General features: G+C 74.2%; 16 protein-coding genes and 1 riboswitch. Of the genes, 7 read left to right on the forward strand and 9 right to left on the reverse strand.

What is annotated here, in order from left to right; all coding sequences use genetic code 11:
• Position 1: 1 nt before the first annotated feature.
• From AS97_RS40210 to cobM, 3 genes are read left to right on the forward strand one after another with little or no spacing between them, the layout of a single operon-like run.
• Complete coding sequence (locus tag AS97_RS40210) at positions 2-817, forward strand: acyltransferase (RefSeq protein ID WP_210566612.1); 816 nt, start codon at positions 2-4, stop codon at positions 815-817.
• Positions 818-867: 50 nt separating this feature from the next.
• Positions 868-2,163, forward strand: coding sequence for a precorrin-6y C5,15-methyltransferase (decarboxylating) subunit CbiE (gene cbiE, locus AS97_RS40215; protein WP_346160284.1), 1,296 nt, complete (start codon positions 868-870; stop codon positions 2,161-2,163).
• Positions 2,160-2,930, forward strand: a complete 771-nt coding sequence (cobM, locus tag AS97_RS40220) for a precorrin-4 C(11)-methyltransferase (RefSeq protein WP_059145991.1) — start codon at positions 2,160-2,162, stop codon at positions 2,928-2,930. Before cbiE ends, cobM begins: the two co-directional genes overlap by 4 nt.
• Before the next feature lie 123 nt (positions 2,931-3,053).
• On the opposite strand, the gene AS97_RS40225 is transcribed toward cobM, so the two are convergent.
• Positions 3,054-4,202: a cobalt-precorrin-5B (C(1))-methyltransferase gene (locus AS97_RS40225; RefSeq protein WP_059146195.1), complete on the reverse strand. Its 1,149-nt coding sequence runs from the start codon at positions 4,200-4,202 to the stop codon at positions 3,054-3,056.
• A 53-nt stretch (positions 4,203-4,255) separates the two neighbouring features.
• Here AS97_RS40225 and AS97_RS40230 point away from each other — a divergent pair, with 53 nt between their 5' ends.
• Entirely contained in the window at positions 4,256-5,017 is a 762-nt protein-coding gene (locus tag AS97_RS40230; RefSeq protein WP_059145990.1) for a cobalt-precorrin-6A reductase, read from the forward strand.
• A gap of 9 nt (positions 5,018-5,026) precedes the next feature.
• Here the strand turns inward: AS97_RS40230 and AS97_RS40235 are convergent, their stop codons facing one another.
• From AS97_RS40235 to AS97_RS40245, 3 genes are read right to left on the reverse strand one after another with little or no spacing between them, the layout of a single operon-like run.
• Positions 5,027-6,526 carry a precorrin-2 C(20)-methyltransferase gene (locus tag AS97_RS40235; RefSeq protein WP_125760486.1) on the reverse strand — a complete coding sequence of 500 codons (1,500 nt, stop codon included), beginning with the start codon at positions 6,524-6,526 and terminating at the stop codon, positions 5,027-5,029.
• A complete protein-coding gene (locus AS97_RS40240) occupies positions 6,523-7,182 on the reverse strand; it encodes a precorrin-8X methylmutase (protein WP_059145988.1) in 660 nt (219 codons plus the stop codon). Before AS97_RS40240 ends, AS97_RS40235 begins: the two co-directional genes overlap by 4 nt.
• A complete protein-coding gene (locus AS97_RS40245) occupies positions 7,179-8,765 on the reverse strand; it encodes a nitrite reductase (RefSeq protein ID WP_210567388.1) in 1,587 nt (528 codons plus the stop codon). The genes AS97_RS40240 and AS97_RS40245 overlap by 4 nt, the downstream gene beginning before the upstream one ends.
• Positions 8,766-8,840: 75 nt before the next feature.
• Positions 8,841-9,002: riboswitch (cobalamin riboswitch) on the forward strand.
• Positions 9,003-9,035: 33 nt separating this feature from the next.
• Between AS97_RS40245 and cobN the strand changes: the two genes are divergently transcribed.
• Positions 9,036-12,677, forward strand: coding sequence for a cobaltochelatase subunit CobN (gene cobN / locus AS97_RS40250; RefSeq protein ID WP_210566614.1), 3,642 nt, complete (start codon positions 9,036-9,038; stop codon positions 12,675-12,677).
• Between the two features lie 149 nt (positions 12,678-12,826).
• Here cobN and AS97_RS40255 read toward each other — a convergent pair whose 3' ends face one another.
• Entirely contained in the window at positions 12,827-13,081 is a 255-nt protein-coding gene (locus AS97_RS40255; RefSeq protein ID WP_059146193.1) for a hypothetical protein, read from the reverse strand.
• A 293-nt stretch (positions 13,082-13,374) separates the two neighbouring features.
• Between AS97_RS40255 and AS97_RS40260 the strand changes: the two genes are divergently transcribed.
• Positions 13,375-14,358: a cation diffusion facilitator family transporter gene (locus AS97_RS40260; RefSeq protein WP_197049160.1), complete on the forward strand. Its 984-nt coding sequence runs from the start codon at positions 13,375-13,377 to the stop codon at positions 14,356-14,358.
• Positions 14,359-14,499: 141 nt separating this feature from the next.
• On the opposite strand, the gene AS97_RS48760 is transcribed toward AS97_RS40260, so the two are convergent.
• From AS97_RS48760 to AS97_RS48000, 3 genes are all read right to left on the reverse strand, one after another.
• Entirely contained in the window at positions 14,500-14,628 is a 129-nt protein-coding gene (locus tag AS97_RS48760) for a hypothetical protein (RefSeq protein WP_282615712.1), read from the reverse strand.
• 167 nt (positions 14,629-14,795) lie between these two features.
• Positions 14,796-18,479, reverse strand: a complete 3,684-nt coding sequence (locus AS97_RS49115) for a cation-translocating P-type ATPase (protein ID WP_349017645.1) — start codon at positions 18,477-18,479, stop codon at positions 14,796-14,798.
• Positions 18,368-19,420, reverse strand: coding sequence for a hypothetical protein (locus AS97_RS48000; RefSeq protein ID WP_247204642.1), 1,053 nt, complete (start codon positions 19,418-19,420; stop codon positions 18,368-18,370). Before AS97_RS48000 ends, AS97_RS49115 begins: the two co-directional genes overlap by 112 nt.
• Positions 19,421-19,526: 106 nt before the next feature.
• Between AS97_RS48000 and AS97_RS40270 the strand changes: the two genes are divergently transcribed.
• Entirely contained in the window at positions 19,527-19,844 is a 318-nt protein-coding gene (locus AS97_RS40270) for a hypothetical protein (protein WP_125757986.1), read from the forward strand.
• A gap of 19 nt (positions 19,845-19,863) precedes the next feature.
• Here the strand turns inward: AS97_RS40270 and AS97_RS40275 are convergent, their stop codons facing one another.
• Positions 19,864-21,309, reverse strand: a complete 1,446-nt coding sequence (locus AS97_RS40275; protein WP_210566616.1) for a lipase maturation factor family protein — start codon at positions 21,307-21,309, stop codon at positions 19,864-19,866.
• Between the last annotated feature and the right edge of the window lie 15 nt (positions 21,310-21,324).

Genomic DNA, 21,324 nt, shown 5'->3' on the forward strand with positions numbered 1-21,324 from the left:
AATGCCGAAGAACGAGAACCTGTTCTCATCCTGGCGGGGCCGGCGTGGGCGCGTCACCTCCCGTCTGGTCCACCGTGGATGGCGCGCCGTGCAGCGGGCCGGCGCGGTGACGGCCGAGCGCCCCGGCCCGTACCGGTTCGGCCGCATCGGCGTCGGCACCCGGCTGGCGTTCCCCCAGGGCACCCTCTTCGGCGAACCGTGGATCGAACTCGGTGAGCACTGCGTCATCGGCGAGCAGGTGACGCTCACCGCCGGCATGATGCCCGGTGTGGACCTCGGCCCCGATCCGGTGCTGCGCATCGGCAACGGCGTGGTGCTGGGCCGGGGCAGCCATGTGATCGCGTCGGTGCCGGTCGAGTTCGGCGACGATGTCTTCTGCGGCCCGTACGTCTACGTGACCAGCGACAACCACTCCTACGACGATCCGGAGCAGCCTGTCGGCCGCCAGTGGCCGCGCTCCGCGCCCGTCCACATCGGCCCCGGCAGCTGGCTGGGCGCGGGCGCGGTGATCCTGCCCGGGGCGCGGCTGGGGCGCAATGTGGTGGTGGCGGCGGGCGCGGTCGTACGGGGCGAGGTGCCCGACCACGCCGTGGTGGCCGGGGCGCCGGCCCGGATCATACGGCGGTGGGCCCCGGAGGAAGGCTGGCAGCCGCCGCTGCGCACCCCGGCGCCGGTGCCGATCCCCGAGGACATGACCGTCGAGCAACTGCTGGCGCTGGCGGAGCTGGAGCGCGACCAGGAGCGGGCGGGGGAGCGGGGGCTGGAGGAGGCGCGCGAAGGGGGCCTGGAGCGGGAGCCGGGGGCCGGGGCGTCGTAGCAGGTCAGTAGAGTTTCGTGGACCGCTCCCCGACCCGTGAGGTGACCATCGTGAGCCCGCCGCCTCCCCCCGTGACCGTCATCGGCATCGGCGCCGACGGCTGGGACGGGCTCGGGCCCGTGGCCCGCGAGGCGTTGCGCACGGCCGAGGTGGTTATCGGCGGACGGCGTCATCTGGGTCTGCTGCCGCCGGAGTGCCGCGGCGAGCGGGTGCCGTGGCCGTCCCCGCTGCGCCCCGCCGTCCCCGGGCTGTTCGCCGCGCACACCGGGCGGCGGGTCTCTGTGCTGGCCAGCGGCGACCCCATGTTCTTCGGCATCGGCCGTACCCTGGCCGAGCTGCTGGGCGCCGAGCGGCTGCGGGTGTTGCCCCATCCCTCATCCGTCTCCCTGGCCTGTGCGCGGCTCGGCTGGGCGCTGGAGGAGACCGAGGTGATCAGCCTCGTCGGCCGTCCCCTGGCCACGCTGAACCGTGAGCTGTACGCCGGACGGCGGCTGCTCGTGCTCAGCGCGGGCGCCGAAACCCCCGCCGAGGTGGCCGGGTTGCTCGGGGACCGCGGCTTCGGCCCGAGCCGGATGCGGGTGCTGGAGCAGTTGGGGAGCGCGGCGGAGCGTTGTGTGGAGGGCACGGCGGACAAGTGGCCCCATCCGCCCGCCGACCCCCTCAACGTCATCGCCGTCGACTGCGCCCCGGCGGACGGCGCCCGGCCGCTGTCGCTCACGCCGGGGCTGCCCGACACGGCGTACGACCACGACGGGCAGCTGACCAAGCGCCATGTGCGGGCCGCCACCCTCGCCGCGCTCGCCCCCGCCCCCGGGGAGCTGCTGTGGGACGTCGGCGGTGGCTCGGGCTCCATCGCCGTGGAGTGGATGCGCGCCCACCGCACCTGCCGGGCGGTCTCGGTCGAACGCGACCCGGTGCGCGCCGAGCGCATCGGCCGCAACGCCGACGCGCTCGGTGTGCCCGGGCTGACCGTCGTCACCGGCGCCGCCCCGGACGCCCTGTCCGGACTGCCCACCCCCGACGCGGTGTTCATCGGCGGCGGCCTGACCGCCCCCGGGGTGCTGGAGGCGTGCTGGGCGGCCCTGCCGCCGGGCGGCCGGATCGTCGCCAACACCGTGACCCTGGAATCCGAGGCACTGCTCGCCGACCGGTACCGCCGCCACGGCGGCGACCTCGTCCGCCTCGCCGTCTCCCACGCCACCGCGGTCGGGGCCTTCACCGGCTGGCGGCAGGCGATGCCCGTCACCCAGTGGTCCGCCACCAAACCGCTCGACTCCCGAGGCCCTGGCGGGCATGCCGCCGATCCCGCGGGATTCGTCGAAGCCGCTCAAGGAGAGACACGATGACGGTGTACTTCATCGGCGCGGGCCCCGGTGCCGCCGATCTGATCACGGTGCGCGGCGCCCGGACCCTGGCCCGCTGCCAGGTGTGTCTGTACGCGGGCAGTCTGGTGCCGCGTGAACTGCTCGCCGAATGCCCGCCGGACGCCCGCCTCGTCGACACCGCCCGGCTCGACCTCGACCAGATCGCCGCCGAGTTCGTCGCCGCGCACGAGGCGGGCCATGACGTGGCCCGCCTCCACTCCGGCGACCCGTCGGTCTTCAGCGCCGTCGCCGAACAGATGCGCCGCCTCGACGCCGCCGGCATTCCGTACGACGTCGTCCCGGGCGTTCCCGCCTTCGCCGCCGCGGCCGCCGCGCTGAAGCGTGAGCTGACGGTCCCGACCGTCGGCCAGACCGTCATCCTCACCCGCATCGCCCAGCAGGCCACCCCCATGCCGGAAGGGGAGGACCTCGCCACCCTCGGCCGCAGCGGCGCCCTCCTCGTGCTGCATCTCGCCGCCCGCTATGTGGACCGCGTGGTCGGCGAACTCCTCCCGCACTACGGCGCCGACTGCCCGGCGGCCGTGGTCGCCATGGCCAGCCGCCCCGACGAACTGGTGCTCCGCGGCACGCTGGACGACATCGCGGCCCAGGTGAAGGCGGCGGGCGTGGTACGGACGGCGGTCATCATCGTGGGCCGCACCCTCGGCGCCGAACAGTTCCGCGACAGCCACCTCTACTCATCGGACCGCGAACGCCCCCACGGGCCCTGCCACCCACACGGCACCTGACCGGCCCGGCCACCACCCGCCGCCTGACGGTGCCGGGGCATTGGCCCCGGTGGTGACCGCATGGGCGTGGGCACCGCATCGCGCCGGGCGCCGTGCCGCAACGCGCTGGGCGCGGCGAAGGGGTCAGCGCTCCCGGGGGCCGCGGGGTCCGGCGCGGCCCACGATCGTGCCCGCGCGGTCGATGCAGATCACGTCCACCGCCACCGGTGCCCCGCGCAGCACCCCGAGCGCCGTGTCGCGGGCCGCCGCCGCGACCAGGTCGCCGAGGGGTACGCCACGGGCGGAGCACAACTGGACCGTCTCCAGGCCGGTGTTGGCCGTCGCCACCGCCTCCGCCAGCTTCTCGTCCGCCCCGCCCCGCCGGGCCAGGTCCGCGAGGAACCCCTTGTCCACCTGGGAGCGTGCGGAGTGCAGATCCAGATGCCCGGCGGCCAGCTTGGAGAGCTTGGCGAAGCCGCCGGCGACCGTCAGCCGGTCCACCGGATGGCGGCGCAGATACTTCAGCACCGCCCCCGCGAAGTCGCCCATGTCCAGCAGCGCGTCCTGCGGCAGCCCGTGCACGGCCACCGCCACCTTCTCGGACGTCGAGCCCGTACAGCCCGCCACATGGCGGCGCCCCGCCGCGCGTGCCACATCCACCCCGCGCCGGATGCTGTCGATCCACGCCGAGCAGGAGTAGGGCACCACGATGCCCGTCGTGCCGAGGATGGACAGCCCGCCGAGGATGCCCAGGCGCGGATTCCAGGTGGAGCGGGCGATCTCCTCGCCGTGGTCCACCGAGATCTCGATCTCGACGTCGCCGGTGCCGCCGTGCCGGGCCGCGACCGCGGCGATGTGGTCGCGCATCATCTGGCGTGGCACGGGGTTGATGGCCGGTTCGCCGACCGGGAGCGGCAGCCCGGGCCGGGTCACCGTGCCGACGCCCGGACCGGCCCGGAAGACCACTCCGCCGCCGGACGGCAGGGCCCGTACCGTGGCCCTGACCAGCGCGCCATGGGTCACATCCGGGTCGTCGCCCGCGTCCTTGACGACCGCGGCCATGGCATGGTCCGCCGCCAGCTCCTCGGCCGCGAGCGCGAACGCGGGCCGCTGCCCCTTGGGCAGTTCGATGGTCACCGGATCGGGGAAATCCGCGCCCAGCAGCGCGGTGTACGCGGCCGTCGTCGCGGCGGTCGCACACGCCCCGGTGGTCCAGCCGTGCCGCAGCCCCGACCGCTCCAGCTGGGCGCCCCGCCCCCCGGTCGCCTTGGCCTCCGTCTCCGCCTCAGCCATGGGCCGGCCGCCGCGCATACGATGACGGGCGCACGGACGACGAAAGGCACCCGATGAACAGCGCACCGGCGCGGCGCCATGTGCTCATCCTCGGCGGCACCACCGAGGCGCGCCGCCTCGCCGGGGAGCTCGCCGACGACCCCGCCCTGCGTGTCACCAGCTCCCTCGCGGGCCGGGTCGCCGCGCCGCGGCTGCCCGTGGGGCAGGTGCGGATCGGCGGGTTCGGGGGAGCCGAGGGCATGGCCCGCTGGCTTCGCGAGCACCAGGTGGACGCGCTCATCGACGCCACCCATCCTTTCGCCGACACGATCAGTTCCCACGCGGCCCGGGCGGCCGCCGACGTCCATGTTCCCCTGCTCGCCCTGCGCCGTCCCGGCTGGGTACCCGGCCCGGGCGACCGCTGGCATGCGGCCGGCTCACTGGCCGACGCGGCGCGGCTGGCCCCGGTCCTGGGAGAACGGATCTTCCTCACCACGGGCCGCATGGGCCTGGCCACCTTCGCCCACCTCACCGAGCCCTGGTTCCTGGTCCGCTCGGTCGACGCCCCCGAGCCGCCGGTCCCGCCCCGGATGGCGGTGATCCTCGACCGCGGCCCGTTCACCCTCGACGGCGAGGCGGAGCTGCTGCGCCGCCACCGCATCGAGGTGCTGGTCACCAAGGACAGCGGCGCCCACGCCACCGCCCCCAAACTCGCCGCGGCCCGCGCCGCCGGCATCCCGGTCGTCGTCATCCGCCGCCCGCCCGCCCCGCAGGGCGTCCCGGTGGCCGAGACCCCGGCCGAAGCCGCCGACTGGCTTCGTACGAGCCTGGCCTGAGCCCGGAGGCTAGCCCTCCGGGTACCGGCGTGGCGTCCAGACGACCTCGGTGCCGTCGCCGCGGCGGACCGTGCGGGTCTGGGAGGAGCCCACCAGGAGGATCGTGCGCATGTCGACGTCGGCCGGGTCGAGGTCGGCCAGGCGGACGATCCGCACTCGTTCGCCGGGGCCGCCGATGTCGCGGCCCAGCACCACGGGCGTGTCGGGGGCGCGGTGCTCCAGCAGGAGTTCGCGGGCCTTGCCCACCTGCCAGACGCGGCTGCGGGAGCCGGGGTTGTAGAGGGCGAGCACCAGGTCGGCCGCGGCGGCGGCGCGCAGCCGTCCGGCGATGACCTCCCAGGGCTTGAGCCGGTCGGAGAGGGAGAGCACCGCGTAGTCGTGGCCGAGCGGGGCGCCGGCCCGGGCGGCGGCGGCGTGGGCCGCGGTCATGCCGGGGACGATCCGCACCGGGACCTCGCGGTAGGGGTCCTCGGAGGCGGCCTCCAGGACGGCGGTGGCCATGGCGAACACGCCGGGGTCGCCGGAGGAGACGACGGCGACACGCCGGCCCCGCCGGGCGAGGTCGAGGGCGAACTCGGCGCGTACGGACTCGACCTTGTTGTCGGAGGCGTGGCGCCGCTGGCCCGGCCGTACGGGCACCCGGTCCAGATAGGTGCTGTAGCCGACCAGGTCCTGCGCGGCGGCCAGTTCGGCCCGCGCCTCGGGGGTGAGCCACAGCGGGCCGGCCGGGCCCAGGCCGACGACCACGACCTCGCCCACGCCGGACTCCTCGCGCGGCGCGTCCACCCGGCTGGGCAGTACCGCCATCGAGAAGTACGGCACCGACTCCGGGTCGACCTCGGCCAGCGGGGCGGTCCGCTCCGCGTCCATCGTGGCGCGCTCCACATAGCGCGCGTCCGCGAGCCGCCCCGACCGCTCCAGCGCGCGCCGCACCGTGGGGAAGGTCCGGCCGAGCTTCATCACGGCCGCCGCGTCCGTCGTCGCCAGCCGGGCCGTCAACTCCTCCTCCGGCAGGGTGCCGGGGAGGACCGTCAGCACCTCCTCGCCCTCCACCAGCGGCGCGCCGAGCCGGGCGGCCGCCGCGCTGACCGAGGTGACCCCGGGGACGACCTCGGTGAGGTAGCGGTCGGCGAGCCGCTTGTGCATGTGCATATACGAGCCGTAGAAGAGCGGATCGCCCTCCGCGAGCACCGCGACCGTGCGCCCCGCGTCCAGATGCGCGGCGAGCCTGGCGGCCGCGTCCGCGTAGAACTCGTCCATCGCGCCGCGATAGCCGCCCGGATGGTCGGTGGTCTCCGTGGTGACCGGATAGACCAGCCGCTCCTCGATGTGGTCGGGCCGCAGATGCCGCTCGGCGATGGAGCGCGCGATGCTGCGCCCGTGCCGGGCGCTGTGGTACGCGATGACATCGGCCTCGGCGATGACCTCCACGGCGCGTACGGTCATCAGGGAGGGGTCGCCGGGGCCGAGCCCCACACCGTAGAGCCGGCCCGTCTGCTGCTCGCTCACTCTTCCTCGCTCGCTATCGCGTTGATCGCGGCCGCGGCGATGGCACTGCCGCCCCGCCGGCCGTGCACCACCAGATGGTCGAGCGCCGCCGGATGCCCGGCCAGCGCCTCCTTGGACTCGGCGGCGCCGATGAAGCCCACCGGCACACCGATCACGGCGGCCGGGCGCGGCGCGCCCGCCCCTTCCGCCCCTCCTTCTTCGAGCATCTCCAGCAGCCGGAAGAGCGCCGTGGGGGCGTTGCCCACCGCCACCACCGCCCCTTCGAGCCGGTCCCGCCACAGCTCCAGCGCGGCGGCGCTGCGCGTGGTGCCCATGCGCCGCGCCAACTCCGGTACGGCGGGGTCCGCGAGGGTGCAGATGATCTCGTTGTCGGCGGGCAGCCGCTTGCGGGTGACCCCGCTGGCGACCATGCGGGCGTCACAGAGCACCGGCGCGCCGGACCGCAGCGCGGCACGGGCGCGGGAGACCACCTCGGGCGTGTACGCGAGGTCCTTGACCAGGTCGACCATGCCGCAGGCGTGGATCATCCGCACCGCCACCTGGCTGACGTCGGCGGGGAGCCCGGCGAGGTCGGCCTCGGCACGGATGGTGGCAAAGGACGCGCGGTAGATGGCCGCCCCGTCCTTCTCGTAGTCGAACACGGTGTCCTCGATCATGTCGTTCCACGGGCCGCCGCGACGGCGCCGGCCAACTGTTCTGCTGTCACATCCGCGCTGTCCGCGCTGTCCGCCTCCGGCGTGTCTCCCCTCACGCCCCGTACGGTGACGCGGTAGTCCGTGTCGCCGGTCGCGAGCGCGTCCACCCAGCGGCCCCCGGGGTGACCGCAGCGCCGTTCACAGCCGGAGACGTACACCGGCAGCGGATCGGGCCCGGCCGGGCCGCCGCCGTACGCCGTGCCGCTCACCGGCCACGGCTTCGCCCCGCCCGCGTCCGCTCCCGCCGGGTTCGCGGCTCCCCGGGCCGTGCCCGAGGTCCCGCGCGCCGGGTCCATGGCCCCCCGCGCCGTGTTCGCGACCATGCATGCCGTGTCGGCCCGCACATCCGCCAGGGACTTGGCGCAGCCCGGCCGTCCCGTGCACGCGCCGACCCCGAGCCACGGAGAGTCCGGCGTGGTCACCAGTCCCGCGTCGGACAGTTCGGCCAAGGCACCGCGCGTGTCGTCCGGGGAGAACCCGGGGAGCACCACGCCGCGCCAGGGTGTCATACGCAGCTCAGCGGCCCCGCTCCGGGAGGCGAGCCCGGCGAGCAGCCGCCACTGTGCGGCGCTCACCCGGCCCAGGGGGAGGGCGACGGACAGCGCGTGACGCCCGTTCGGGCCGGGGACCGGCCCGAAAGCGGGTGGCGTGGCGCGGGCGCGGGGCGCTGGTTCATGCTCCACGGGTACGGCCTCGACGCCCGCGTCGGCGAGTCGCGCGGCCAATCCCTCGGTCGTCACGGCGTGTCGTGCGGGGAGTTCGCGTACCCGCCACGCCCGGGTGCCGCTCTCATGGGCCTTGGCCAGGAACTCCACCGCGGCCAGCGCCGCCGCACGCGGCGCGTCCTCGCGCCGCACCCGGAGACCGCCCCCTGCCGCCGACCCGGCCGTAGGAGACCCCCGCCGCGCTGCCGCGTCCGGGTGTGCCCCCGCCGTCGACGGCGACGGCACACCGGGGCCCGGCAGCGGACCGCCGACCCGTAGCACCGCTCCACCGTCCGGCGTTGCGATCAATGTCACATCCGCGCCCAAGGTGGCCACATCGCCACGCCCATCGTCCAGCGCGAAGAGGAACCTGCCCGACAAGCCCGACAATTCCCCGCCCCTCGTCGGTGCGCCGCCGCACAGTGCGGCGTCCAACTCCCGCACCCACGCCACCACGTCCGCATGCCCCTCGCCGTCCAGGCCGGACAGCGGCGACGCCACGATGTTGCGCACCCGGTCATGGCGGTCGGAGGGCAGCAGTCCGGCCGCCCGTAGCCGGGCCGCCAGTTCCGCGCCGCACCCCGCGTCCAGGCCGCGCACCTGCAGATTGCCCCGTGAGGTGATGTCCAGCCGCCCGTCGCCCAACTCCTCGGCCACCCGCCCCAGCGCCTGTGCCTGACGGGCCGTCAGCAGTCCGCCCGGCACCCGTATCCGGGCGAGCGAACCGTCGTCCGCCGGGTGCAGCCGCAGCGCGCCCGGACAGGCGTCATCGCGCCCGCGCACGGGGGTTTCATCCCCGGATGGGGTGGTTGTCGGGGGGAGGGGCATGGCGGCGAGCATACCGACGATCCGGTCCGGCCCGCCGCCCCGGCCAGGCCGGAACTCACCGTCCCGTGGCAGGTCAGCAACGCTTACTATGCTCAACGGTGGGTCGGTCCCGGCCCGCGATACGCACAAGACGGCACTCACGGTAGGAAGCCGGTGGAAATCCGGCGCGGTCCCGCCACTGTGAGCGCGGCGGCTGCCGAACGGCAGCGGCGGCGCGAGCCAGGAACTGCCGCCGTCTTCAACCCGCCCGGGGCGCGGACCCCGAGGAAGGCATGCCGTCGCATGATTCTGCTGCTGTCGACGTCCGACACCGACCTGCTGAGCGCCCGTGCCGCCACGGGCCCGGTGCCGTACCGCCTCGCCAACCCGGCCCGTCTCGCTCTCGACGACCTCCCCGGCCTCCTCGACGGTGTCGAACTCGTCGTCGTACGGCTCCTCGGCGGCATCCGCGCCTGGCAGGAGGGGCTCGACACGCTGCTCGCGGGCGACCTCCCCGTGGTCGTCCTCACCGGTGAACAGGCGCCCGACGCCCAGCTCATGGAGGCGTCCACGGTCCCGGTCGGCATCGCCGCCGAGGCCCACGCCTACCTCGCCCACGGCGGGCCCGCCAACCTCGACCAGCTCGCCCGGTTCCTCTCCGACACCGTGCTGCTCACCGGCCATGGCTTCGAACCGCCCGCGCCCGCGCCCACCTGGGGTCCGCTGGAGCGCACCGGCCGCGAGGCCGCCCCCGGCGGCGTCACCGGCCCGACCATCGCGGTGCTCTACTACCGCGCCCACCACATGAGCGGCAACACCGCCTTCGTGGAGGCCCTGTGCCGGGCCGTGGAGGACGCCGGTGGCCGCCCGCTACCGCTGTTCGTGGCCTCGCTGCGGGCCCCCGAGCCCGAGTTGATCGAGGCACTCGGCGCGGCCGACGCCATCGTCACCACCGTCCTCGCGGCCGGCGGCACCCGCCCCGCCGAGGCGTCCGCGGGCGGCGACGACGAGGCGTGGGACGCGGGCGCGCTCGCCGCGCTCGACGTGCCCGTGCTGCAGGCGCTGTGCCTGACCTCGTCGCGCGCCGCGTGGGAGGAGAACGACGAGGGGCTCTCCCCGCTGGACGCCGCGACCCAGGTCGCCGTCCCCGAGTTCGACGGGCGGCTCATCACCGTGCCGTTCTCCTTCAAGGAGGTCGACGAGGACGGCCTGCCGGTCTATGCCGCTGACGCCGAGCGCGCCGCGCGTGTCGCCGGAATCGCGGTACGACACGCCCGGCTCCGCCATATCCCCGCCGCCGACAAGCGCCTGGCGCTCGTCCTCTCCGCCTACCCCACCAAGCACTCCCGGATCGGCAACGCCGTCGGCCTCGACACCCCCGCGAGCGCCGTCGCCCTGCTGCGCCGGCTGCGCGCCGATGGCTACGACCTGGGCCCCGAGGACGGGCCGGACGCGCTCCCGGGCCTGGTCTCCGGCGACGGCGACGACCTGATCCGCGCCCTCATCGAGGCGGGCGGCCACGACCAGGAGTGGCTCACCGAGGAGCAGCTCGCCCGCAACCCCGTCCGCGTCCCGGCCGCCGACTACCGTCGCTGGTACGCCGCGCTCCCGCAGGTGCTCCGGGACGCGGTCGAGGAACACTGGGGCCCGCCGCCCGGCCAGCTGTTCGTCGACACCAGCCGCGACCCGGAAGGCGAGATCGTGCTGGCCGCGCTGCGCCGCGGCAATCTCCTGGTGGTCATCCAGCCCCCGCGCGGCTTCGGCGAGAACCCCATCGCCATCTACCACGACCCCGATCTGCCGCCCTCGCACCACTACCTGGCCGCCTACCGCTGGATGGCCACCCCTCGTGCCGACGGCGGATTCGGCGCCGACGCCATGGTCCACCTGGGCAAACACGGCAACCTGGAGTGGCTGCCGGGCAAGAACGCCGGGCTGTCCGCCGCCTGCGGCCCCGATGCCGCGCTCGGCGATCTGCCGCTCATCTACCCCTTCCTGGTCAACGATCCGGGCGAGGGCACCCAGGCCAAGCGCCGCGTCCACGCCACCCTTGTCGACCACCTCGTCCCTCCGATGGCCCGCGCCGACTCCTACGGCGACATCGCGCGGCTGGAGCAGCTGCTCGACGAGTACGCCGCCATCTCCGCGATGGACCCGGCCAAGCTCCCCGCCATCCGCGCCCAGATCTGGACCCTCATCCAGGCCGCCCGGCTCGACCACGACCTGGGCCTGGAGGACCGGCCGGACGACGACGGCTTCGACGACTTCCTGCTGCATGTCGACGGCTGGCTGTGCGAGGTCAAGGACGCCCAGATCCGCGACGGACTGCATGTCCTGGGCACCGCCCCGGCCGGGCCCGCGCGCGTCAACCTGGTGCTGGCCATCCTCCGCGCCCGCCAGATCTGGGGCGGTACGTCCGCGCTCCCCGGCCTGCGCGAGGCGCTCGGCCTGGACGAGTCGGCCGCCACCCGCACCGGCGCCGACGAGGCCGAGGAGCGGGCCCGCGGGCTGGTCCAGGCGATGGAGGACGCCGAATGGGCCCCGGAGGCCGTCGAGAAGGCCGTCGTCACCCTGCCCGAGGAGCAGCGCCCCGCCGTCTCCGCGATTCTCGCCTTCGCCGCCCGCGAGGTCGTCCCCCGACTGGCGGCCACGACGGACGAGATCGACCACGCCGTCCACGCCCTCGCCGGCGGATTCGTCCCCGCGGGGCCGTCCGGCTCGCCGCTGCGCGGACTGGTCAACGTCCTGCCGACCGGCCGCAACTTCTACTCCGTCGACCCCAAGGCCGTGCCCAGCAGGCTGGCCTGGGAGACCGGCCAGGCCCTCGCCGATTCGCTCCTGGAGCGCTACCGCGCCGACAACGACGGCCAGTGGCCGAAGTCCGTCGGCCTCTCTCTGTGGGGCACGAGTGCGATGCGCACCTCCGGCGACGATGTGGCCGAGGCGCTGGCGCTGCTGGGCGTCCGGCCGGTGTGGGACGACGCCTCGCGCCGGGTGACGGGCCTGGAACCCGTGCCGCTCGACCAGCTGGGCCGCCCGCGCGTCGATGTCACCCTGCGCATCAGCGGCTTCTTCCGGGACGCCTTCCCCCATGTCGTCGGGCTGCTGGACGACGCCGTACGGCTCGCCGCGTCCCTGGAGGAGAGCGACGAGGACAACTACATCCGGGCACACACCCGCGCCGACCTCGCCGCACACGGTGACGAGCGCCGCGCCACCACCCGGATCTTCGGCTCCCGCCCCGGTACCTACGGCGCCGGGCTGCTCCAGCTCATCGACAGCCGCGACTGGCGCACCGACGCCGACCTCGCCGAGGTCTACACGGTCTGGGGCGGCTACGCCTACGGGCGCGGTCTCGAGGGGCGGCCGGCGCGGGCCGAGATGGAGAGCGCCTACCGCCGGATCGCGGTCGCGGCCAAGAACACCGACACCCGCGAGCACGACATCGCGGACTCCGACGACTACTTCCAGTACCACGGCGGCATGGTGGCCACTGTGCGCGCCCTCAAGGGCACCGCGCCCGCCGCGTACATCGGCGACTCCACCCGCCCCGAGACGGTCCGCACCCGCACCCTCCACGAGGAGACCTCACGGGTCTTCCGTGCCCGGGTGGTCAACCCGCGCTGGATCGAGGCGATGCGCCGCCACGGCTACAAGGGCGCCTTCGAGCTCGCCGCGACGGTCGACTACCTCTTCGGGTACGACGCGACCACGGGCGTGGTCGCCGACTGGATGTACGACAAGCTCGCCCAGACCTATCTGCTCGACCCGGAGAACCGCGCCTTCCTGGAGCAGGCCAACCCCTGGGCGCTGCACGGCATGGCCGAGCGGCTGCTGGAGGCCGAGAGCCGCGGGCTGTGGGACGAGCCCGACCCGGAGGTGCTGGAGCGGGTGCGGGAGCTGTATCTGGAGACGGAGGGCGGCTTGGAGGGCGGGGACGAGTAGCCACGTCCGCGGGGGCAGGTTGGCGTGTTCGCGGGGACGAGTAGGCACGTCCGCGGGGGCGGAGTAGGCACGTCCGCGGGGGCGGGTGGGCGTGTCCGCGCCGCCCCCGCGCGAGCCGGCCGGTGGACGGGCGGTGTACGGCCGGTGGCTCAGTCGGCGGACGGTCGTGCGGCCGGGCGGGCCGCCGCCCGGATCCGGTCCGGCCAGGGGGGACAGCTGACCAGTTCGGTCCACTCGCGGTCGTAGCGCCCGGGCACCGCGCGCCCCGCGGACGCCCAGCGCTCGACGAGCGCCGCGTAGATGGGTACGGAGGTGGATGTGTGAACGGTCTGATGAACCGTTCCGTCGCCTTCGGTGCTCCGGTCCAGCGCTCTGCTCGGCTGCGAGAGAGAACGGCGTCGCATCGTCGTCGTCATAGTCGGACAACGCGCCGTGCCCCGCCGGGTCACCCTCCGCGCGCCGGTCTCACCCGCATCGGCGTGGTCTCGCACATGTCAGCGACTCCCTGGCGGCGGGCCCGGGCGGCCGGGCCGTACCTCTTTTCGCACTGCGAAATGAAAAGCATTGCCGCATTCATAAAGCCACTTCGCCGGCGGTGCGGAAGTTTATTGATAACCGTGTCCATTGCAGCCTTTGGCGAATTCCCTCCGGGGCTGTTTCAATTGCGCTGTCCCGAAGACGATCCGAGGAGGAGCCGGTGGGAGCTCATGCGCACGGACCCGACGAGGGGCACGGCGGCCACGCCCACGGGGTGGCGGAGAACGCCGACCGCCGGTGGCTGTCCTTCGCCCTCGCGCTGATCAGCGGCTTCATGGCGGTCGAGGTCGTCGTCGGGATCATCGCCCGTTCCGTGGCGCTGCTGTCCGACGCGGCCCATATGCTCACCGACGCCGCCTCGATCGTTCTCGCGCTCATCGCGATCCGGCTCTCGGCGCGCCCCGCACGGGGCGGATACACCTATGGGCTCAAGCGGTCGGAAATCCTTTCCGCCCAGGCCAATGGGCTTTCTCTGCTGCTGCTCGGCGCCTATCTCGGCTATGAGGGCGTGGGGCGGCTGATCGATCCGCCCGAGGTGACCGGCGGTCTGGTGCTGGTCACCGCGCTGGCCGGGGTGGCGGTGAATCTCGTGGCCGCCTGGTGCATGTCGAAGGCCAACCGCTCCTCGCTCAATGTCGAGGGCGCCTTCCAGCATGTGCTCAACGATCTCTACGCCTTCATCGCCACCGCCGTCGCCGGACTGGTGGTGGTGACGACGGGCTTCGCCCGTGCCGACGCCATCGCCGGTCTGCTGGTGGTCGTCCTCATGATCAAGGCGGGTGTGGAGCTGCTGCGGGCCTCCGGCCGGGTGCTGCTGGAGGCCGCCCCGGCCGGGGTCGAACCCGATGAGGTGGGCGGCCGTCTCGTCGCCCATGGGCAGGTGGCCGAGGTGCACGATCTGCATGTCTGGCAGATCACCTCGGGCGAGGTCTCGCTCTCCGCTCATGTCCTGGTCGCGGCGGGCGGCGACTGCCACGCGGTCCGGGAGGACCTGGAGGCGGTGCTGAGCGGTGAGTACGGGATCACCCACACCACGCTTCAGGTCGATCATCTGGAGGACCCCGCCGCGCGGGGACGGCAGGACGGGGAGCACTGTCCGACCGCCCACGGTCCGGTGCACCGGGCGGCGTCGTACGGCCACTGAGTGACGCGCCGAGCAGGGCCGCGCGGCGGCGTCGCTCCGCGGAAGGCCCGGGAGCGTCGCGGCGCTTCCGGGCCTCGATGACGATGGCGGGGCGCCGTCCCTGGGGACGTCACCCCGAACGGCCGGCGGGTGCCGGCCGTATCAGGCGGCGGCCGGAGCGTCGGCCGGCTGGAAGACCGAGGTCACCAGTGTCTTCACGAGCTGGGCGACAAACGCCTCCAGCGCGACCTGAGCCAGCTTGACCAGGGCGGTCGTCAGAATGTGGGCCATGAGTACCTCACTGGACGGAACACGAGCGGAAGCGAGGCATCCGCTTCCCATCCGCAGCCTGACCCGCGTCGGGAAGCGGATGGCGCACACCGGGTGAGCGTCCGGTGAATGGATGGAAGGCTCAGGTTAAGAAACGCCGGAGATGTCCCGTTTCCCGGGTGATGCGTTCAGACCGCGAGCGGCGCCCGCCGGGGGAAGAGCAGCCGTGGCGCGACGGCCGCCCCCAAAGTGGCGGCGGCCGAGCACGTGCCGACGACCGACCAGGCCATCGGGCCCAGGGGCGTACAGCCGAAGAAGTGGCTGACCACCGGGGTCTCCACGATGGCGAACAGCGTGGCCGCCGAGGCGACGCTGGTGGCCAGCACCAGGGGGCTGTGCCAGTCGGTCATGAACGTCTGGCCCAGCTGGGTGCCGACCAGCGCCGCGAGCCCCATGGTGCTCGCCCGCCGGGCCCGGCCCGTCATCCGCCCGCACTGCCAGGCCGCGGCGGCGCCCAGCGCGGTGGCACTGCCGCGCACCGCGAGGATGCGCCCCAGATCGGAGCCGAACAGTGCGGAGGCAGGGCCGCCCACCAGCGGGTCCTCACCGGACTTCTGCTCCCGGGACCGGGCCAGGGCCACCGCCAGGGCGGGCAGCATGTCGGTGAGCAGATTCACCAGGAGCAGCTGACGGGTGCCCAGCGGCGCCCGCCCGGCCACCGCCGCGCCCAGGACGGTGAAGGCGACCTCACCAGCGTTCCCGCCGACCAGGATCGCCACCGCGTCGCGCACACTGCGCCACAGCGCCCTGCCCTCCTGCAGTGCGTCGAGGATCCGGGTCGGGTCCGGGTCGGTGAGCACCAGGTCGGCGGCGGCGCGGGCCGAGGCCGAGCCGTGGGCGGACAGCCCGATGCCGATGTCAGCGAGGCGGATGGCGGCCGCGTCGTTCACCCCGTCCCCGGTCATGGCCACCACCTGCCCGGCCTGCCGCAGCGTCTGGACGATACGGACCTTGTGCTCGGGGGAGACCCGGGCGAAGACGGTGGTACGGGCGATCCGCTCGACCCGCTCGCCTTCCGGCAGGGTGTCCAGCTCCGCCCCGGTGAGCACCGGCTCGGCGTCCGGGATGCCCAGCTCCCGGGCGATGGCGACCGCCGTGGTCGGGTGGTCGCCGGTGACCATGGCGACGCGCACCCCGGCATCCGTCAGCCGCTTGACGGTCTCGGCGGCACCGGGCCGTGTGGTGTCGGCGATGGCGATGAAGCCCAGCAGCGTGAGCTCCGTGGCGATCCCGGCCACCTCCTCCGCCGGCGTGTCGGACGTGGCGGGCCGGGTCTCGGCCACCGCCAGCACCCGCAGCCCGTCGGAGGCCAGCGAGTACAGCAGGCGCTCGGTGGCGTGTCGCCGCTCGGCGGTCAGCGGCACGGTGTCGCCCGCCGCCCCCGGACTCAGGGCGTACGCACACCGGGCGAGCACGATCTCCGGTGCCCCCTTGACGGCCAGACGCGGGCGCCCGGACTCCGTGCCCAGCGACGCGGAGAATCCCCGGCTGGCCTCGAAGGGCAGCTCGGACACCGGAGACCAGGCGCCGTCCCCGTCGCAGTGCGCGGCCGCCGCGTCGATGACGGCCTGGTCGGTGGCGTGCGCCAGCGCCCGCCCGCCCTCGCGCTCGGGACAGGCCCGGGCCGCCGTTCGCAGCAGCCGCATGCCCAGCGCACTGCCGGTCGGCAGCTCGTGGTCGTACCCGGCGACCCGGGCCACGGCCAGCCGGCCCTCGGTCAGGGTGCCGGTCTTGTCGAAGCAGACGACGTCGACCCGGCCCAGGGCCTCCAGCACCCGCGCCGAGCGGGTCAGCACTCCGCGGTGCGAGAGCCGGCGCGCCGCGGCGGACTGCGCGACCGTGGCCACCAGCGGCAGTCCCTCGGGTACGGCGGCCACCGCGATGGCCACGCCGGTGGACAGTGCCTCGCGCACCGGCACCCCGCGCATCAGCCCCAGCAAAGTGACGGCGGCGCCGCCGAGGCCGGTGGCGGGCAGCGCGACCTTGGTGAGCGCGGCCAGCCGGCCCTCGATCCCGATGGGCGCGGTGGCGCGTCCGGCCAGTTCGGCGGCGCGCCCGGCCTCGGTCTGCGGTCCGGCGGCCACGACCACGGCGTATCCGGTTCCGGCGAGCACCGTGCAGCCTTCGTAGACCATGCAGAACCGGTCCGCGAGGTCGGCGCCCGGAGTGGCGGCCGGGTCCTTGGCGACCGGGCCGGACTCGCCGGTGAGACCGGCCTCGTCCAGTTCCAGCCGGTCGCTGACCAGCAGCCGGGCGTCGGCCGGTACGACATCCGAGGGCCGCAGCGCGATGATGTCCCCGACCCGCAGCTCCTCGGCGGCCACCGTGCGCACCGGCGCGGTGGCCAGCCCCGCGAAGAACACCTGGCGGTCTGCCGCCACCCCGTCCGCCAGCGGCATCGCGGGCGCCCAGTCGACCAGCCGGGCGTTCATCCGCTCGCTCAGCAGCAGGCCGCGCAGCGAGCGCTCGGCGCGCAGCCGCTGTGCGCCGCTGATCACCGCGTTGCCCGCCATCACGCTGACGACGAGGAAGGAGTCCACACCGGATCCCACCGCAGCCGAGGCCGCGGCGCCCAGCGCCAGCACCGGGGTGAGCGGATCGTGTAACTCCTCGCGCACCGCGTTCACCAGCGAGGTGGCGTTCCGGTGCAGCGCCGCGAAGCAGGCGGAGGCGGCCCCCATGGCACCGGGCGCCCCGGCCCGTACGACCGTCCCGGCGGCCTTGCGCACCGGGCGCACCCCGGCTGACCGCAGGACCCCCGGCGCGCCCGGCTCCCCGGGACCCGCACCGCGTGAGGCGCCCGAACCGTCGGGCAGCTCCGTCCCGTTCTCCCGGAACGCGCACAGCACGCTCAGGGTCTCCCGTGCCCCCAGGGCATGCCAGTTGCCGCGGACGCGGGGCGGGGGCGGGGGGCGGCGCTCCACCCGGCGCGCCGCGCCGATCCCGCCGAGCACGGCCAGGAACGCCGCGCTGTACACCGGGGAGGTGGCGAGTCCGGCCACCGCGGGCCGGGTTCCCGCCGCGGCGATGAGCGCGCCGAGCGCGGAACCGCCCATCGACAGCCGGGCCGAGCGCCGGCTGACCGAGCGCGCGTCCTCCAGCGCCCGCAGCACACGCCACGCATGAAGGAGTCCGGGGCCGCAGATCAGATCGGCCGACCAGCACACCCGGCCCTCGCCGCGCGCCGTGACGGCGACGCCGAGATCGGCCGCGCCGAGCGCCTCGTCATCCTCGCCGCTGATCAGCAACACGCCGTGGCCCTCGATCTGCAGCCGGCGCACCGTGTCGGGGAGCGAGGCGCCGAGGGGGAGCAGTTCGTCGGCCCAGGGAGCGATCTCGTCCGTGCTGGCGTGTCCGGTGAGCACCAGATGTCGCGCGCCGGTACGGGCCGCCGCCACCACGGCGTCGGCCAGCGGGTCGAGTTCGCAGCCGATCCGGATCCGGGCCTGCCGCCGGCCGTCCTCGTCGTGCAGGTCCGCGGTCAGGGCCAAGGGGCTGGCCGGGATCGCCGCGGGGATGTCGTGGGGCCGCTCCAGCCGCCAGGCGCCGCGGGTCCAGGGCCCCTCGTCGGACAGCTCCCGCAGTGTGCGGCGGTCCAGGACGGACTGCGCGGCGCTCCACGCCTCGGCCTCGCCCAGGTCGCCGACGGTGGTGACCGACATCAGCCGCGGACGGCCGGCGCACAGCACCCGCGAGTCGATCAGCACCGCCGACACGCGGTCCAGCAGCCGCAGCGCGGTGCCGTCCATGGGCACCACACCATCGCGCGCCAGCACATCGCCCAGCCGGGCGGCGAACGCCTCCCGCCCCATGGCGGCCGCCTTCGGCACGGTGGCCAGCAGCGCCTTGGCGGCCTGCTCGGGGTCGCGGGTCCACGCCAGCAGCCCGCCGGCACCGGACAGCGAGCCCAGGGAGGTGCGGTCGATGCAGGTCTCCACCGGCCCGTGCGGCAGGGGAGTGGGCCGGGGGCGGGCGGGTGCGAGCGCTCCGGGAGCCCGTCGCCGTCCGTCACCAACTCCGGCTCCCGGCTCTGCCATACGACCTGTCGGCCGCGGATCTCGGCGAGTTGCAGCATGCGCTGCAGCGCGTCCAGGGCGAGTGGGGCCTCGCCCCTGGTCAGGGCGTGCACCACGGCGTTCGACACGCCGATCAGGGTGTCGGCCTGGGCGCGGCCGAGCCGGGACTCCAGCAGACCGCGCACCCGCGGCTGGATCTCCGCCATCGCCATGGGGATGCGCAGTGCGGGGGAGAGCGCGGGCACCATCGACACCCGTCGGATCGTGGCCGCCACCAGGCCCAGGCAATCGGCGGCGAGCGCGGTCGCGGCCAGCGTCGCCGGCGCGGAGGCGAACGGCGGCTGCGGACGGCCCGCCGGGAACGAGTCCACGTCCGTGCCCTGGGCCGCCTCGACGCACTCGACCACCTTCAGCACGTCCTCGGCGCCGAGCTGGTCCTCGTCGAAGTCGACCAGCACCTGGCCCAGCGCCGCGTTCACCCCGGCCCAGTTGACGCCCGCCACCCGCCGCAGCGCCTCCTCCACCGCGCGGGCCAGCCGCTCATGCCCGTCCCCATGGCCGGTGAGCCCGTGGACCTCCACATGGGCCCGGCCGGCCCGAGCCCACACTCTCCGGCTGGTGCGCCGGTCGCCGGTGTCGCGCAGGGCGTCGGCGATGTCCGCGAGGCGCAGCCGCAGACCGCTCATCCCACGGGACGGGGCGGAGACGAGGCCCGTGAACACAGTGATGGGCAGCAACGGCTGCTCTCCCCTCGTTCCGGATATGCCGGGATCGTGAATTCGGCCTATGCTTACCTAATTCAGTCACAAGGTAATCAAAGTGACAATTCGGTAGGAGGAAGGCGTGAGCGCAGCGACGACATCGTCCGAGACGACCGACACCCGGAAGACAAGCGCGTCCCCGGGGAAGGACCGCACCGTCACCTTCACCGTCCCCCGCGCCGCCATGGCCACGGCGAGCGTGGCCACGATGCCGATCAGGACCGCACGGCGGATCCTGCCCGCCAAGGGCGGGCTTCCGCTCTACCTCGGCCTCGGCGCGATGGGCCTGGCCGGAGTGCTGGAATGGCCGATCGCGGTGGGCGTCGGCGTCGGTTACGCCGTACTGCGCAACCCCCCGCCGGGCGCCGAGACTCCGAACGCGAAGGGTGCCGCCGCCTGAGCGTCGGTCCGGCCTGATGTCACGTCCGTGACGAGCCGTGGTCCTCCAGCCGGACCGGCGGCAGGAACTCGCTCAGCAGGGTCCGATGCCACCAGGCCCCGGTGGCCCGCCGTTCCGCCGGGGTGGTGAAGCGGTAGAGATACAGCCGTGCGCGCATATGGGTGGGCGGCGCCTCCGGGAAGGGGGTGGCGCGCAGCAGCTTCACCGTCGCCCGGTCGTTGACCAGCAGCTTGCCGATCAGCGGGGTGAACCAGGACCCGGCGTAGGCGGGTGAGAGCCCCGCGAACCACATCATCCAGTCCAGCCGCAGATGGTACGGGGCGTACTGACGCGGCATCCGCCGCACATCGCCCGGCTTGCCCCGGAACTCGTAGTCCTTCCAGACCGTGTCCGAGGTGAGGACCGCATCGCCGGTGCCCTGGATCACCACCTCCTGCCGGCTGCGGCTGATGCTGCCGAAGGCCCCGTAGGTGTTGACCAGATGCAGCGGGTTGAACGAATAGTTCATCAACTGACGGCCCGACAGCAGATTGCGGGCCGGCCAGTAGCTCAGCACCAGCACCAGCGCGGCCGCGGCCAGCACCACCACCTCGTACCATACCGGGGGAGCGGCGAGGGCCGGCGGTCCGGGCAGCCCCAGCACCTCGGCGGCGCGACGCCCGTCGACCGCCGGGAACGCCAGCAGGATCGTCAGCCAGTTGAGCCAGGAGAAGTTCCCGGAGGCCACCAGCCACAGCTGGGTGACCACGACGATCCCCGCCGCCACGCTCGCGACCGGCTGCGGGGTGAACAGCAGCACCGGCACGATCAGCTGCGCCACATGGTTGGCCGCCACCTCCGCCCGGTGCAGCGGCCGCGGCAGATGGTGGAAGAACCAGCTCAGCGGGCCCGGCATCGGCTGCGTCTCATGGTGGTAGTAGAGGCAGGTCAGGTCCCGCCAGCAGCGGTCCCCACGGATCTTGATCAGCCCGGCGCCGAACTCCACCCGGAACAGCAGCCAGCGCAGCAGCCACAGGATGAGCACGGGCGGCGCGGTGTGCTCATTGCCCAGGAAGACGGCGAGGAACCCCGACTCCAGCAGCAGGGACTCCCAGCCGAAGCCGTACCACACCTGTCCCACGTTGACGATCGACAGATACAGCAGCCACAGCACCAGCCACGCCACCATCGCGACCGCCAGGGGCGCCCGGTCCGCGGCCCCCACCAGCAGCGCGGCCGACAGTGCGGCCCCCAGCCACGCGCAGCAGACGAAGAACCGGTCGGAGTAGTGCAGATGGAACAGGCTGGGCGAGCGCCGGAACGGCACCCGTTCGAGGAACCGCGGCACCGGGGTCAGCCCTCGCTCGCCGAGCAGCGCCCGGCCCTGCAAGGCCGCCGTCAGAAAGGCGATCAGATAGACGGCGGCCAGTCCGCGTTGGAAGACCAGTCGGCTCAGCCAGTAGTCGGATGAGGTGAACCACTCCATGGGGGCCGCTCCCTG

Origin of the sequence: Streptomyces sp. AgN23 (genome assembly GCF_001598115.1) — a bacterium.
In the GTDB taxonomy this organism is placed as follows: Bacteria; Actinomycetota; Actinomycetes; order Streptomycetales; family Streptomycetaceae; genus Streptomyces; species Streptomyces antimycoticus.

Bases quoted from the DNA above. Each gene is read 5' to 3' on its own strand.
- AS97_RS40240 (WP_059145988.1), bottom strand. From the start codon at position 7,182: ATGATCGAGGACACCGTGTTCGACTACGAGAAGGACGGGGCGGCCATC.
- cobM (WP_059145991.1), top strand. From the start codon at position 2,160: ATGACGGTGTACTTCATCGGCGCGGGCCCCGGTGCCGCCGATCTGATC.
- AS97_RS49115 (WP_349017645.1), bottom strand. From the start codon at position 18,479: ATGGGGCGGGAGGCGTTCGCCGCCCGGCTGGGCGATGTGCTGGCGCGC.
- AS97_RS48760 (WP_282615712.1), bottom strand. From the start codon at position 14,628: ATGGCCCACATTCTGACGACCGCCCTGGTCAAGCTGGCTCAGGTCGCG.
- AS97_RS40225 (WP_059146195.1), bottom strand. From the start codon at position 4,202: ATGGCTGAGGCGGAGACGGAGGCCAAGGCGACCGGGGGGCGGGGCGCC.
- AS97_RS40210 (WP_210566612.1), top strand. From the start codon at position 2: ATGCCGAAGAACGAGAACCTGTTCTCATCCTGGCGGGGCCGGCGTGGG.
- AS97_RS40245 (WP_210567388.1), bottom strand. From the start codon at position 8,765: ATGCTCGCCGCCATGCCCCTCCCCCCGACAACCACCCCATCCGGGGAT.
- cobN (WP_210566614.1), top strand. From the start codon at position 9,036: ATGATTCTGCTGCTGTCGACGTCCGACACCGACCTGCTGAGCGCCCGT.
- AS97_RS40230 (WP_059145990.1), top strand. From the start codon at position 4,256: ATGAACAGCGCACCGGCGCGGCGCCATGTGCTCATCCTCGGCGGCACC.
- AS97_RS40255 (WP_059146193.1), bottom strand. From the start codon at position 13,081: ATGCGACGCCGTTCTCTCTCGCAGCCGAGCAGAGCGCTGGACCGGAGC.
- AS97_RS40275 (WP_210566616.1), bottom strand. From the start codon at position 21,309: ATGGAGTGGTTCACCTCATCCGACTACTGGCTGAGCCGACTGGTCTTC.